The sequence below is a fragment of the Anaeromyxobacter dehalogenans 2CP-C genome (genome assembly GCF_000013385.1).
Classification (GTDB): Bacteria; Myxococcota; Myxococcia; order Myxococcales; family Anaeromyxobacteraceae; genus Anaeromyxobacter; species Anaeromyxobacter dehalogenans_B.
The window spans coordinates 1,996,412-2,009,491 of sequence record NC_007760.1; the positions used below are offsets into that span (position 1 = coordinate 1,996,412).

17 protein-coding genes and 1 tRNA gene are annotated in these 13,080 nt (G+C 73.1%); 11 read left to right on the top strand and 7 right to left on the bottom strand.

The genetic code is table 11. From position 1 onward, the window contains the following. Positions 1–18: 18 nt before the first annotated feature. Positions 19–357 (bottom strand): hypothetical protein, encoded by a 339-nt coding sequence (locus ADEH_RS09030; RefSeq protein ID WP_041453446.1) that lies wholly within the window; start codon positions 355–357, stop codon positions 19–21. 111 nt (positions 358–468) lie between these two features. On the opposite strand from ADEH_RS09030, the gene ADEH_RS09035 reads away from it, so the two are divergent. From ADEH_RS09035 to ADEH_RS09050, 4 genes are all read left to right on the top strand, one after another. After that, positions 469–544, top strand: a tRNA-Thr gene (locus ADEH_RS09035). A 262-nt stretch (positions 545–806) separates the two neighbouring features. After that, entirely contained in the window at positions 807–1,883 is a 1,077-nt protein-coding gene (locus ADEH_RS09040; protein WP_011420795.1) for a nucleotidyltransferase domain-containing protein, read from the top strand. Positions 1,884–1,917: 34 nt separating this feature from the next. Then, positions 1,918–2,307 carry a hypothetical protein gene (locus ADEH_RS09045; RefSeq protein WP_049760079.1) on the top strand — a complete coding sequence of 130 codons (390 nt, stop codon included), beginning with the start codon at positions 1,918–1,920 and terminating at the stop codon, positions 2,305–2,307. 28 nt (positions 2,308–2,335) lie between these two features. Further along, positions 2,336–3,799 (top strand): SAVED domain-containing protein, encoded by a 1,464-nt coding sequence (locus ADEH_RS09050; RefSeq protein WP_011420797.1) that lies wholly within the window; start codon positions 2,336–2,338, stop codon positions 3,797–3,799. Positions 3,800–4,294: 495 nt separating this feature from the next. On the opposite strand, the gene ADEH_RS09055 is transcribed toward ADEH_RS09050, so the two are convergent. Both ADEH_RS09055 and ADEH_RS09060 read right to left on the bottom strand, forming a co-directional pair. Further along, positions 4,295–4,702, bottom strand: coding sequence for a hypothetical protein (locus ADEH_RS09055; RefSeq protein WP_157061346.1), 408 nt, complete (start codon positions 4,700–4,702; stop codon positions 4,295–4,297). Between the two features lie 166 nt (positions 4,703–4,868). Continuing rightward, a complete protein-coding gene (locus ADEH_RS09060; RefSeq protein WP_011420799.1) occupies positions 4,869–5,141 on the bottom strand; it encodes a LysR family transcriptional regulator in 273 nt (90 codons plus the stop codon). Positions 5,142–5,267: 126 nt separating this feature from the next. On the opposite strand from ADEH_RS09060, the gene map reads away from it, so the two are divergent. Together map and ADEH_RS09070 are read left to right on the top strand one after the other, a co-directional pair. Further along, positions 5,268–6,017 carry a type I methionyl aminopeptidase gene (gene map, locus ADEH_RS09065; RefSeq protein ID WP_011420800.1) on the top strand — a complete coding sequence of 250 codons (750 nt, stop codon included), beginning with the start codon at positions 5,268–5,270 and terminating at the stop codon, positions 6,015–6,017. Between the two features lie 129 nt (positions 6,018–6,146). Further along, positions 6,147–6,668 carry a hypothetical protein gene (locus tag ADEH_RS09070; RefSeq protein ID WP_011420801.1) on the top strand — a complete coding sequence of 174 codons (522 nt, stop codon included), beginning with the start codon at positions 6,147–6,149 and terminating at the stop codon, positions 6,666–6,668. A 24-nt stretch (positions 6,669–6,692) separates the two neighbouring features. Here the strand turns inward: ADEH_RS09070 and ADEH_RS09075 are convergent, their stop codons facing one another. The 3 genes from ADEH_RS09075 to ADEH_RS22560 form a co-directional block, all read right to left on the bottom strand. Continuing rightward, positions 6,693–7,367, bottom strand: a complete 675-nt coding sequence (locus tag ADEH_RS09075; RefSeq protein WP_011420802.1) for an NrsF family protein — start codon at positions 7,365–7,367, stop codon at positions 6,693–6,695. Beyond that, positions 7,364–8,056 carry an RNA polymerase sigma factor gene (locus ADEH_RS09080; RefSeq protein WP_041453447.1) on the bottom strand — a complete coding sequence of 231 codons (693 nt, stop codon included), beginning with the start codon at positions 8,054–8,056 and terminating at the stop codon, positions 7,364–7,366. Before ADEH_RS09080 ends, ADEH_RS09075 begins: the two co-directional genes overlap by 4 nt. 130 nt (positions 8,057–8,186) lie before the next feature. Further along, on the bottom strand, positions 8,187–8,564 hold the full coding sequence (locus tag ADEH_RS22560; RefSeq protein WP_011420804.1) for a hypothetical protein: 378 nt from the start codon (positions 8,562–8,564) through the stop codon (positions 8,187–8,189). A gap of 143 nt (positions 8,565–8,707) precedes the next feature. Here ADEH_RS22560 and ADEH_RS09090 point away from each other — a divergent pair, with 143 nt between their 5' ends. The 3 genes from ADEH_RS09090 to ADEH_RS09100 all read left to right on the top strand — a co-directional run bounded on the left by ADEH_RS09090 (position 8,708) and on the right by ADEH_RS09100 (position 11,247). Beyond that, positions 8,708–10,198, top strand: coding sequence for a serine hydrolase domain-containing protein (locus tag ADEH_RS09090; RefSeq protein ID WP_011420805.1), 1,491 nt, complete (start codon positions 8,708–8,710; stop codon positions 10,196–10,198). A gap of 70 nt (positions 10,199–10,268) precedes the next feature. Continuing rightward, on the top strand, positions 10,269–10,772 hold the full coding sequence (parS, locus tag ADEH_RS09095) for a type II RES/Xre toxin-antitoxin system antitoxin (RefSeq protein ID WP_041453448.1): 504 nt from the start codon (positions 10,269–10,271) through the stop codon (positions 10,770–10,772). Between the two features lies 1 nt (position 10,773). Then, complete coding sequence (locus tag ADEH_RS09100) at positions 10,774–11,247, top strand: RES family NAD+ phosphorylase (RefSeq protein ID WP_011420807.1); 474 nt, start codon at positions 10,774–10,776, stop codon at positions 11,245–11,247. Positions 11,248–11,322: 75 nt separating this feature from the next. Here the strand turns inward: ADEH_RS09100 and ADEH_RS22990 are convergent, their stop codons facing one another. Then, a complete protein-coding gene (locus tag ADEH_RS22990; RefSeq protein ID WP_011420808.1) occupies positions 11,323–11,940 on the bottom strand; it encodes a hypothetical protein in 618 nt (205 codons plus the stop codon). 147 nt (positions 11,941–12,087) lie between these two features. On the opposite strand from ADEH_RS22990, the gene ADEH_RS09110 reads away from it, so the two are divergent. Both ADEH_RS09110 and ADEH_RS09115 read left to right on the top strand, forming a co-directional pair. Continuing rightward, complete coding sequence (locus ADEH_RS09110) at positions 12,088–12,546, top strand: GNAT family N-acetyltransferase (RefSeq protein ID WP_011420809.1); 459 nt, start codon at positions 12,088–12,090, stop codon at positions 12,544–12,546. 119 nt (positions 12,547–12,665) lie between these two features. Continuing rightward, a complete protein-coding gene (locus ADEH_RS09115) occupies positions 12,666–13,067 on the top strand; it encodes a group I truncated hemoglobin (RefSeq protein ID WP_011420810.1) in 402 nt (133 codons plus the stop codon). The last annotated feature ends 13 nt before the right edge of the window (positions 13,068–13,080 follow it).

Consider the following 13,080-nt stretch of genomic DNA (forward strand, 5'->3'; position numbering starts at 1 on the left):
CGCGGAGTCGCGGATGGGTCAGGCCGGCCGCGGCGCCCGGATGGCCCGGACGATGCGGAACGGCGCCGAGACCAGCGTGCGGGCGAGCTGCCAGGTGTCGCGGACCAGGTCGGAGAGGATGTCGGAGAGCGCCTCCTCGTGGATCTCCTCCAGGCGCTCCTGCTCCGCCGCCTCCGCCCGCTCGATCGCGTTCTCGGCCGCCATCTGCACGACCCGCTCGCGCTCCGCCTCCCGGGCCTCCCGCGACTGGGCCGCAGCGTCGCCCACGAAGCGCTTGCCCGGCGCAGAACGCCGCACCTCCACCCGCTGCTGCGCCAGCACCTGCTTCGCTGCCCCCGGCCGATTCTTGACCGCCATGGACGGAAGCTAGGCGCGCCCCCGCCCCCGCGCGACCGCCCGCGGCCCAGGCCTGCGAGCCCTTGCGGCCCGCCGTGGGCGATGCTAGAAAACGCGCGCTTCTGCAGGGCCGCCGACATAGCTCAGCTGGTAGAGCAACTGATTCGTAATCAGTAGGTCCCCAGTTCAAGTCTGGGTGTCGGCTCCAGATTCCGCAACAAAATCAGAAGGTTCGAAGGCCCGCTTGGTTCACACTGAGCGGGCCTTCGTGCATCCACAACCCACCTACAACCCACCGCCTGCCCGGCTACTAGGGCGGCGTGACCAAGTAGTTTTCTCGGCGCACCGGTGCCCGCGTCGAGCCCTCCGCGAACCTCGCGTTGCCGCGAGACGTGCGCGAGTCGCGGTGTCAGACGCACCGGGTAGAACGGCACCCGCAGGCTGGTCCTCCCCTGCCCTCGGAGTCGTCCATGGCAACGACGCGGTTCCACTTCGCGGCCCTCCTGAAGAAGGTGAACCCTTCCGACGAGCGGCTGGAGGTCGCGCAGGACCGGCCCGGCGAGGTCCGCGACTGGCTGAAGGATCACGAGTTCGCGACGAAGAGCCCGCACTCCCGTCTGTCCGGCTCGTACGCACGCGACACCGCGATCCTCGACATCAAGGACGTGGACGTCCTCGTGTTCCTGCCGGACGACCAGCTCGACCGGACGCCGAACGCGGTCTTGCTGGAGGTGAAGAAGGTGCTCGACGGGTACCCCGGCGCGAACGTCGAGACTTCGGGCCAGCGGCGGTCCGTCCGCATGGATTTCCCGGACGAGAACCTGCGCCTCGACATCGTGCCCGTCGTCGCGAAGGACGGGCTGGAGAAGCAGCTCTCGGTCCCGGACCGCCCGGCCGCGAAGTGGATCAAGTCCGATCCCCTGGGCTACGCCGAGCGCCTGTCGCGCGTGAACCAGAAGAACAACGGCAAGCTCGTGCCGCTCGTGAAGCTCGTCAAGGCTTGGCGCGACGTGCAGATGAAGGTGCGGCGCCCGAAGAGCTACGTGCTCGAGGTCATGGCGCTCTACGCCGTCGAGAACGGGGACATCACGTTGAACGGCGAGTCCACGGCGCGGAACCTCGCCGACTTCTTCTCCCACATCGCCGCGAAGTACGCCGACCTGATGGAGAACGGGAAGGAGTCGCCGCGCATCCCGGATCCGATGATCCCGACGAACCTCATCACCAAGCACTGGGACCGCAGCCACTTCGAAACGTTCATGCGGCGCATCCGCGAGGCAGACAAGGCCGCGCAGAACGCGCTGAAGACGGACGACGACGACGCGGCCTCGGCGGAGTGGGCGAAGGTGTTCGGGGAGTACTGGCCGACGGCGGACGAGGCGAAGGCGGAGGCGAAGAAGCAGGCCCAGGTGGCGGCGGTCGCGCCGGGCAAGACCAAGGTCACGAATACCGGCGGCGTGGCCGGCTACGGGAGCGCGGGGACGATCGCGACCGCGGCGACGAGCTTCCACGGTGGCCACCGGAGCGGAGATGACTCCGACGCGTAGGGGCCCGAACGTTCCACTGCGGCAGGTCGCGCGCATGCGCGCGCTCTGGCCGTCGATGAAGCATCGCCTGGGCCCGCCTCACCATCGCACCGTCGTCTGGGAGGGGTACCTCCAGCCGACGCCGGAGTCGCCCCGGTACTTCATCCGCGTCACGTACGGTCCGTACACTCTTCCGAAGGTTTTCGTCCTTTCCCCGAAGCTCCGCACCGACGCGCCGCACGTCTATCCGAAGGACCGCTCCCTCTGCCTGTACTGGCCTGAGGAGTGGCGGTGGAGCGACGGCGAGTCGATCGCCGACACGATCATGGGCTGGGCGGCGCTCTGGCTCTACTACTACGAGGTCTGGACCGCGACCGGCGAGTGGATGGGACCCGAGTCGCCTCACGCGACCGGCACCCCGAAGTCACCGGCGGTAGCGGCGTAAGCCTGGTCGTCGAGGAGGGCGCGGCCTCATGGGCGAGTCCAGCGGGACGCGGCTTGAAGGTGACCGGTACCAGCACCTCTACAGCTGGTACGAGATCCTGCGGCTCCTCGATGACGCCTCGCCTTTCGAAGCCGCCACGATCGAACACCCTCACGCCGGCGCAGCCGATGACCTGACGCTCCACGCGAAGGCCGGATCCGGCGCGCGGTCGCGGTTCGTCCAGGTGAAGTGGCATGTGGACCACCGCGGCCATTACTCGTTCGACTTCCTGATCCGCGCCGAAGAGGGTGAGCGAAGCCTGCTCAAGAAGCTGTTCGACAGCTGGCGCGTGCTCAAGGCTGGCGAGCCGATCGAGGTCTGGCTCGTGAGCAACTGGGCTCCGGCTCCGCACCCTGACCTGGGGCCGTACATCGACGGGCGCTCGCTCTCGCTGCTGGAGGCCTTCTTCTCGGGGGGTGGGCGGTCCAAGGTCGGGCGGACGCGGAGGTCGTGGCAGCGCGCGCTCGGCGCGACCGAGGAAGAAGTTCAGGCGTTTTGTCGCGATCTCCGGTTTCACCTCGGGTTCAGCAGCATCACGACGCTCGAAGAGCAGCTCGATGACCGCATGGCGCATTACGGTCTCCGGCTCGGCAAGGAGGCCCGCTCGATCGCCCGCGACGAGATCGCGGAGCGCATCGAGCTCGGCGGCGGCAAGAAGCGGCTGACGCGTGCCGACATCCTCGAGATCATCGACACTCGAGGACTCCGCGCGCGACATCCCGACGATCCGCCCGCTCGGCTCTGGATCCAGGGTTGGGCAAGGCAGGCGTGGGATCGCCCGCCGTCTGCCGAGCTGGACTGGACCGAGCACTTCGACCGCGACACCCGGAGAGTCCCGTCGCCGGAGGTGTGGGAGTCCAAGCTCCTCCCCGATCTTCGTCAGGTTCGGGATGACCTCGCGCGGCGCGACGCGAAGTACATCGACTTTCGCGGGAAGCTGCCCCTCTCGGCGGTGCTCGCGGTGGGCTCGACTTTCCCGCAGGTCGGCGGCTTCAAGTTCCGCGCGGAGCAGCCGACGGCGGGCGATCTACAGTTGTGGCGCTCGGACGTCGCACCGACCGAACGCAGGTTCGTGATCAAGACCGAGGACGTGACGCCCGGACCGGACGTCGTCGTCGGGCTCGCCGTCACTGGCGATGGGCTGCCGGATCTGCGGCGGTTCCACGCCACGATCGCGCTCGGTCCTCTCGTCTATGCCGAGCCGGACGTAGGCGTTGGCCCAGCCGTCCTGAAGTCCGCGGGCGACGCCGTGGGGCTCGCGATGTCGGCCAAGCAGATCCTTCGCGACGCTCGTGCGAAATACGGCGCCGCAAGAATCCACCTCGTGCCGTACGGCCCCGCGACGCTCTTCTTGTTCCTCGGCCAGGTCCTGAACGCGCTCGGTCCCCTCGTCGTGTACGAGCGGACCGCGGACGGGGGCTACAAGCCGGGAGTCGCCCTGCGCACCGGGTGACGGACGCAACCAACCGACTACCGAGCGCCCGGTCATCCTGAGGCCCCTTCGCGTCCGGGTGCTCTCGTCCGCGGGGCGCGGTCTCGGTCGCGAGCTTACGGGCGCAGGAGACGGTGACTGATTGTTAATCAGTAGGTCCTCGCGCCTTCGCGCACCTCGAAGCCACAACCCATATACAACCCACTCCCCCCTCAAAAGCCCCCATTCTCTCCCCATCCGATCATCACCAAAGCGCTGTGGCACAGCATATTGGTGCATGACTGCCGATTCGTAATCAGTAGGTCCCCAGTTCAAGTCTGGGTGTCGGCTCTGAAATAACGGGCGCTTGGCCTCACGGCCGGGCGCCCGTTGTTCTTTGAGGGAGGGACGTGTGCGGGGCCTGGGATGGCCCGGCGCCGCGCCCGCGCTCGTGATCCTGATGCCTCGACGGCTCGTCGCGCGCGCGCCGTACGCGGTGGGCCGCCTCGCGCGCTCGCGGCGCGCGACGGGCGGCCGTCAGCGGCTGAGCTCGGCCGCAAGCGGTGGGACCAGGGTGGAACCAGCGCAGTAGGCGCTTGCGCCGCTCACGATGGCGAGAACGTGCCCGTCCATCCCGACGTCGATCCGCACGTCCTGCCCAAGCGCACAGGCGTAGTCGACACAGCGCCACTCGCAGTGGAACGCGACGGGCGTCCTTGGTGTGGTGGTCTCGTCGTACGTGTTCCAGCCGAAGGCGTCCGGCGGGCATGTGACGTGGGTGTCGAGCAGGAGCGGATCGTCGAACGTGCGCGTCCGGATCAGTTCGACCGGTGTGTCGCAGGAGAGGTCGATCGCGGCCTCGTCCGGCGCCGGCTCGCCGAACACATAGTACGGCCGCGGGTCCTCGCCCGCACACGCCGCTACCAGCACCGCCACCAGGCCCACTCCCCGAGAAGTCATACCGGCAGAGTAGCAGACCCGCACTCGTTGTTCAGAGGGGTGCGATCCCTCCCCACGGGCGCCGCACGGAGAAATGACGAGGCTCAATGTGCGCGTTCGCGGCGCGGCTGGCGCTCACCGCGCTCTGCCGGCGCCGCGGTCGCCCCTCACCTCACCCGCCGCCCTCCCCCGCCCCCTTCGTCCGCGCGATGGCGACGTCCACCTCCGCGAGGATCCGCCGGGCGTGCGACAGGAACACCTCACCGGCGGGCAGGAGCTTCATCCCGCGCGGCGTCCGCTCGAAGAGGCGCGTGCCGAGCTCGTCCTCGAGCGCGAGGATGTGCCGCGACAGGGGCGGCTGCGTGAGGTGAAGCTTCCGGGCGGCGCGGCCGACGTGGCCCTCCTCGGCGACGGCCACGAAGGACTGGATGTACGTGAGGCTCACGGGCGCAACCTATCCGAAGCCCGGCGTGCGTGTCAGGTCCCGGAGGACGACGGCCCTCGGCGGGCGCACGGGCCGATGCCGAGACAGCATTGGACCCCTCCGGCGGCTCGCTGGCACCTTGCCGGCATGGGAATCCCGCTGCTGGGCGAGCAGGCGATCGAGCGGATGCGGCACGCGGGAAGGGCCGCTGCGGCGACCTTGGCGCACGTGGCAGAGCGGCTCGCCGCGGGCGTCTCCACCGCCGACATCGACGCCTGGGTACGCGAGGACACGGCGCGCCGGGGCGGCCACCCCAGCCAGCTCGGCTTCCACGGCTTTCCTGCGGCGGTCTGCACGAGCCGGAACGACGTGGTCTGCCACGGCGTCCCGCGCGCCGAGGAGCGGCTGCGCCCCGGCGACATCGTGAACGTGGACGTGACCACGCGCCTCGACGGCTTCCACGGGGACACCTCGGCGACGTTCTGCATCGGCGAGGTCTCCGCGGACGCGCGGCACGTCGTCGAGGTCGCCCGCCGCTGCCGCGACGCCGGCGTGGCGGTCGTGCGCCACGGCGTCCGCCTCGGGGACGTCGGCGCGGCCATCGAGGAGGTCGCGCGCGCCGGAGGCTGCAGCGTGGTGCGCGAGTACGGCGGTCACGGCATCGGCAAGGCGATGCACGGCCCGCCGCTCGTGATGCACGTCGGCCCGAGGGGACAGGGCGTGAAGCTGAGGACCGGCATGGCCCTCACCATCGAGCCGATGGTGAACCTCGGCCGGCCGGAGGTGAGGCTGCTGGCGGACGGGTGGACCGTCGTCACGGCCGACGGGAGCCTCTCGGCGCAGTTCGAGCACACGGTCGTCGTGACCCGCGACGGCTGCGAGGTGATGACCGGATGAGCGCCTCTCGTCCGCCGAGCGTCATCCCGCCGCCGCCGTTCGGGCCACCCCTCACGACCGCACCCCGCCTCGCTCGCGGCCCCGCCGGCCCGGGCGCCCGGCGCGAGACTGGCGTGGGAGGGGACCACCATGGACCGCCCGAAGGTGCTCGTCGCCTACTACTCGCGGTCGGGGCACACGCGGCGGATCGCCCGCGCGGTCGCGGCCGCGCTGGACGCGGATCTCGAGGCGCTGCACGACCCCACCGACCGCGCCGGCGTGCTCGGCTTCCTCCGCAGCGGCGCGGAGGCGCTGGCGGGCGTGCTCGTGCCGCTGGAGCGCCCGCGGCACGACCCCGCCACCTACGGCGCGGTGGTGATCGCGACGCCGGTCTGGGCCCTGTCGGTGAGCTCGCCGGTGCGGACGTACCTCTGGCTCGCGCGCGGGCGGCTCCCGCCGGTCGCGTTCGTGGCCACGATGGGCGGTCGCGGGGCGGATCGGGCCTTCGAGCAGATGGCCTCGGTCGCGGGCCGGGCGCCGGTCGCCACGCTCGCGGTCACCGAGCGGGAGGCCGCGGGCGCCCTTCCGCGACCGGGGATCGCCCGCCTCGCGACCGCGGTGCTGCTGCGGGCGCGCAGGCCCACCCGTCGTCGCAGGGCGCGCGCCGCCTGACGCGAGGAGGGGACAGCGCCGCCGCTACAGGCGCCGGAGCCGGAACGCCCGCGCACCGATGGCCGCGCCGGCCAGCGCGAGCGCGGCGAGCGGGAGCACGTGGCCCACGAGGACGTGCGAGCCGACCGAGAGCGGGCACCAGAGCTCGACCATGACCGCGGCCCAGGCGCCCGCGACCGCGCCGAGGGCGGCGCCGACGGCCGCGGGGTGGCGCGGCTCGACCCGGCGCCGCGCGCGCACGAGCGCCGCGAACGGCCACGGCGCGGTGAGCGCGGTCAGCGCGAAGCACCGCCAGCCGGTCCGCGTGAACGGCTCGTCGTACGTGCCGTGCCAGAGCACCAGCCACGCGCCCGCCAGCAGCGGGACGCCCACGGCGATCCCGAGGAGGAGCGCGCGCGGGGGCGCGAGCATGGATCTGCCGGACTGCACCGCCCAGGTCGCCGCCAGCGCCAGCACCACGCTGCCCGCGGCGATGGCCGCGCCGATCGCCCCGGGGCGGCCGGCGGCGTGCCCGAGGCCGCCCGCGTCGCCGAGCAGCCGGGGTCCCCATTGCACGGTGGCCGCCATGGCGACGAGCGCGAGCGCGGCGAGCCCCGCCATGGCCGGCGCCCGATCGTCTCGCGGCGGCACCGGCCGCCGGCGGACCGCCTCGAGCACCTGCAGCTTCAGCGTCTCCGGGGGCGTGAACGAGGGCCTCATCGCGAGCGACCTCCCTCTCCGGCGTTGCCGGGCTCGTCTCCGCGCGCTGCGCCGTGCGCGACCGGTTCCAGCAGCGCCTCGCGGCGCCGCAGCGCCACCGCCTCGCGGAGCGCCGCGGTGGCGCGGTGGGTGCGGATCTTCACCATGCCGCGCGTGATGCCGAGCGCCTCGGCCGTCTCGGCCACGGAGAGCCCCTCGAACTTCACCAGCTCGAACGCCTCGCGCCAGCCGGCCGGGAGCGCCGCGAGGTCGCGCCGGGCCTCGGCCTCCTCGCGCCGCTGGTGCAGCGCATCCTCCGGCGACGGCGCCGCGCCCGCCTCCTCGGGATCGCGGCCGCCGTCCGCGCGCAGCTCCTCCCGGCCGCCGCGCCGGCCGAGGTCGATGAGCAGCCGGCGCGAGATGGCGTATGCCCACGGGAGCACCGCGCCGCCGCGCACGAAGCGCTGCCGGGCGGCGTGCATCTGCAGCAGCGTCTGCTGGACGGTGTCCTCGGCCGCGCTCCGGCTGCGCGTCCAGCGGTGGGCGAAGCGGTACAGGCGCGGCGCCAGCTCGTCGTACAGCTCCGCGAACGCGTCGGCGTCGCCGCAGGCATACCGCTCCATGGCGCGGTCGGCGCGCGACGCGCCCGCCTGCTCCACGGGGCTCGCGGCGTCCGTCATGAGCACGACCTGGTCCAGCACTGCCTGCACGGGCACCTCGCTCCACGCAATACGCGCGCGGGTCGTTCCGGTTACCCGCGCGACCCGGCCAACCCCGGGCCACTCGCTCGCGGCGCCCCGCACCGCGTGGCGCATGCGGGCGGGCGCGGCGGGGGCCTGCTCACCCGCCGGCCTGCACCGAGATCACGCCGCGCAGGTCGATCTCGCCCACCATCGTCCGAACGCCCCCGACCGGCTCGCCGCCCCGCGCCGCCGCGATGCTCGCCATGCCGGCCGTGATGCACGCCGCGATGGCATGGGGAAGGAGATCGAGCCCCTCGGGCATCGGCCCGTCGCCGCCCGGCGGGAGCGCTGGGTCGGAAGGATCGCGGGCGTCCTGATCCCAGCGGTGCGTGGCGCGGAACCGGAGGTTCCCACCGCCGGGTCGCGCCTCGACGGCGCCGTGCGTCGCGAGGAACGGCGCGGCCCCGGCGGCGGCGGGCGTCCGCCCGTCGATCGCCTCGTCCGCAGCAGGGGTGGCGCGCATCGCGATCTCCATCTCGGCTCTCCACGCTGGCCAGCGCTCTGACGCTCCACCGACGCGCGCTGGCGGTTGCAGCGGATACGCGGGGCGCCGGCGGCGGTTACGGGCGGCCTCTCGGAGCCGTTGCGCGCCCGGGGTCGGCCGCCTACGAGCGGGGGATGCAGCCAGCCAAGCTCGGCGGGCGCCGCTCGACGCCCTTCGTTCGCTCGCGTCGCCGGGACCATCGCGCCGCCGCCACCCTCCTCGTCGCGACGCTGGCGTGCGCCAGCGCCCGTCCACCGTCCGCCACGCCCCTCGCCGCGACGCCCGCGGATCCCGGCCCGGCCGCGCGCGACGCGCGCTCCCTCGCCGCCGCCGGGCACGCCGGCGTGATCTGCTCCGGCGTCTTCCTGCAGGGGCGCGAGCCCGGCGAGGTGCGGCGCGACTCCACCTACTTCGTCGTGAACGACGGCGATCGCGACGGCGTGGACCGGCTCGAGGTGGACCGGGGCCGGCGCGAGGTGCGGGTCTCGGTCCGCGGCGGTCCGGCGCGGACGGCGCGCCTGGTGGAGGGGCTCGGGTGCGTCACGCTGCCGGAGCACGGCGACCTGCACCTCGACCCGGCCCGCCTCGGCGCTGTGCCCGTCGCCCAGGCCACGGCGCCCTGGCCGGACGACCTCGGCCCGGCGGGCTGGGCCGTGCCGCGCGAGGAGCAGGACGCGGTCGCGCGCGCCATCGCGCCCTGGTTCGACGACGCCGCCGCCCTGACGGCCGCGGTCGTGGTGGTTCACCGTGGACGGATCGTCGCCGAGCGGTACGCGAACGGCGCCACCGCCGACACGCTCCTCGACACGTCCGCGATCGGCAAGAGCGTCCTCGCCACGCTCGCCGGCCGGCTCGCGCAGGAGCACGCGCTGGCGCTCGACGCGCCGACGGGGCTGCCGGAGTGGTCCGGGGACGGACGGCGCGCCATCCGGCCGATCGACCTCCTGCAGATGAGCAGCGGCCTCGCCTGCACCTCGCCGTTCGACGACGACTGGGAGGAGCCGAAGGAATACACCGACAGTCAATACGTCTACACCGGCGGGGTGGACGCGGTCGGCTACGCGCTCTCCCGTCCGCTCGCGAAGCCGCCCGGGACCGAGGGGCGCTACGCCAACTGCGGCCCGCTCGCGCTGACCGGGCTCATCGAGCGCATCACGGCGGCCCGCGGCGAGCCGCTGCTCGCGTACGCGCGGCGGAGCCTCTACGCGCCGCTCGGCATGACGCGCTCGCTCACCGAGCCCGACGCGTACGGCCACCCGCTGTTCATCGGCTACCACTTCGCCGCCGCGCGCGACCTGGCGCGGCTCGGCGTCCTCTACGCCCGCGACGGCGTCTGGAACGGCGAGCGGCTCCTGCCCGAGGGCTTCGTGAAGCGGGTGAGCAGCCCCGCCCCGGCGTGGAAGGCGCCGGTGTACGGCGCCGGCTTCTGGCGCTTCCCTCCGGGGACTCCGCTGCCGGAGGACGCCTTCTCGATGGTCGGGTTCGGCGGGCAGACGGTGCTGGTGGTACCGTCGCTCGATCTCGTCGTGGTCCGGATCGGCCACCCGCGCGGCGGCGACGCGGCCGCGCCGCTGCGGAAGGCGGCCTACCCCGCGATCGTGGCGGCGGTGCGCGCGTCCCCCTGAGACCCGGTCCGACCTTCGCCGTCGGAGACCCCGTCTGGCGTCGCGCCATGTGGCGCATTATGATCGCCATATGGCCGGCACCACCGAGGCGAAGGCGATCGCGATCCTGGGCGGACGGGCGCTCCTGAAGGCGCGCACCGCCCCCGTGCGCGCGAAGCGCGGTGGGCGGCCCGGGAAGGCGAGCCAGGCCCCGCGCCTCGCCCCCGGCGACCTCCGCTGGACCGGCCTCATCCGCGCCGGCCTGCCCGCCCGCTCGACGCAGACGCTCGCGTCCTCGCTCGACATGTCCGTGAAGGACCTGGCCGAGAGCTTGCGCCTCCCGGTCCGGACCGTGCACCGGCGCCTCGAGAAGGGCGAGCCGCTCACGCCGGAGGAGAGCGAGCGCGCCGTCCGCGCGGCGCGGGTGCTCGCGAAGGCGGAGGACCTGCTCGGCGAGGAGCACGGGCGCGGCTGGGTCCGCGCCTCCTGCCGCGCGCTCGGCGGCGAGATCCCCATCACGCTGCTCGACACCGCCGACGGCTTCACCGCGGTGATGGACGAGCTGGGCCGGCTCGAGCACGGCGTCCTCTCCTGAGGTGGACGCCTGGCGCATCACCTTCGCGCGCCATGCGCCGGACGGCCGGCGCGCGTTCTCCGGCGAGGGCGCGCGCCTGTACGGCGGCCGCTGGAACTCGAAGGGCGTCACCGTCGCCTACGCGAGCGCCACGCTCTCCCTCGCGGCGCTGGAGCTCCTCACCCACGCCGAGCAGCGGTTCCTCGCCGACGCGCCGCTCGCCGCCTGCCGGGCCACCTGGCCCGACGACCTCGAGGTCGAGACCGCCCCGGCGTCCGTCTACGTCCGCGGCTGGCGCCAGAGCCCGGCGCCGGCGGCGCTCGCGGCGTTCGGCGATCGCTGGGTCGCGGAGCGGCGCACGGCGGTCCTGCTGGTCCGCTCGGCGGTGATCCCCGCGGAGCAGAACGTGCTCCTCAACCCCGCCCACCCCGACGCGGCGCGCCTCGCCTACGGCGCACCCGAGCCGTTCTCGTTCGATCCCAGGCTGGTGCGGTAGGCGATCCGCCCGCCCCTCGACAGTTCGGGGCGAGCGGATTCTCGAGGCACGCGGGCTGCGTGAGCGGCGGCGCCCTCACTGCTTCGTGATCGTGCCGTAGTACGTGCCGGAGCATCCGATGACGCGCTCGCCCATGGGATCGCGCCGGAAGTCCATCGCGAACGTGATCCGCGTGGCCGACTCCTGGTGGAACTCCTCGACCAGGTGGAACGTGACGTCGCCGCCGCCGGTGAGGCACTCCCGGCTGATGTTCTTCTGGCAGCGGTCGGACGAGACCACGTTCGAGAGCGTCTCACAGCTGGTGTACGGCGAGGTGTCGATGGGCCCCCACGGCGTGAAGGACGTGCCCGGCGCCATGTTGCTCGAGAAGTCGTTGCCGGCGCCGCAGTCGCCCTCGATCCGGGCGAAGTGGTAGAGCCACTCGCCGTGCCCGCCCTCCTCGAGGAAGCACGCCGTCGGCTGCGGCGGGGGCGGGGGCGGCTCCGGCGGCGGCGGCTGGGGTTCCGGCTGCGGCGCTGGCGGCGGTGGTTGCGGCTGTGGCGCCGGCTGCGGATCGGGTTGCGGTTGCGGCGGCGGGGGCTGCGGATCGGGCTGAGGCTGGGGCTGGGGCTGGGGTCCGGGCGCCGGCGGCGACGGGTCACCTCCGCCGCACGCGAGCATCACGATGACCGCCACCGCGATCGATCCCCTCATGGCTCCCCCCTCGGCGCGGACCTGGTCTCTGTATTGATGCGCGCTACTTCACCGAACGCGTAGGAGGGACGATGGGGAAGCGGGCGCCCCGGATGGCGCTTGCCCGGGAGGCGACCGGTCGCGACGTAGGATCGAGGAGGCGACCCCATGCTCCCTTCGACCGAGGCGGCGTCCGGCGGGCCGGACCTGCTCCGTGGCAGTTACGAGATCAGCACGCGCCGGGACCGGCTCGACCTCGACCTCGTCCACAGGTTCCTCTCCACCGAGTTCTGGGACACGCTCGGCATGACGCGCGAGGTGCTGGAGCGCGCCGTCGAGCGTTCCCTCTGCTTCGGCGTGTACCAGGGCGACCGGCAGGTCGGCTTCGCGCGCGTCGTCACCGACGGCGCCACGTTCGCGTTCATCACCGACGACTTCATCCTCCCCGAGCACCGCGGCCAGGGCCTCGGCGCGTGGATGATGCGCTGCATCCTCGCGCACCCCAGCCTGCAGGGCCTGCGCCGCGTGCTGCTCGTGACGCACGATCCGCGGCTGTACCTCAGGTCCGGGTTCACTCCCCTGAGCGACCCCGAGAGCTACATGGAGCGCGCCGCCACCGGGGCGTGAGCGCCCAGCGCGCGCGACGGCGGCGTCCCGGGCAAACCTGCCGGACGCGCGCGCAAGGCTCCGGGTTGCGCGCCGTCGCACAACTCCCCGGCCGGCGGTGCCGGCAAAGGAGCGTGGCCATGGCGGCGTCCCTGTACGAGCGGCTCGGCGGCGAGGAGAAGATCGCGCAGATCGTGAACGACGTCCTCGACCTCCACCTGAAGAACCCCATCATCGGCACGCGCTTCCGGCTCGCGCTGGCGCGCGGCGCCCAGGCGTTCGGCGGCGACGAGGCGGCGGCCGCGGCGCGGCTGAAGCGCGTGACGGTGGAGTTCTTCGCGTCGGGGAGCGGCGGCCCCCAGGCGTACACCGGCCGGGACCTCCGAGAGGTGCACACCGGCATGAACGTCAACGAGCAGGAGCTCGTCGCCGCCATCGACGACATCGTGCTCGCCCTGGAGCGGAACGGGATCGGCGCGCCCGAGCGCAACGAGGTGGTGGCGATCCTGTACTCGCTGAAGGGCGAGGTGCTGCGCATCTGAGCCGGAAACGAAA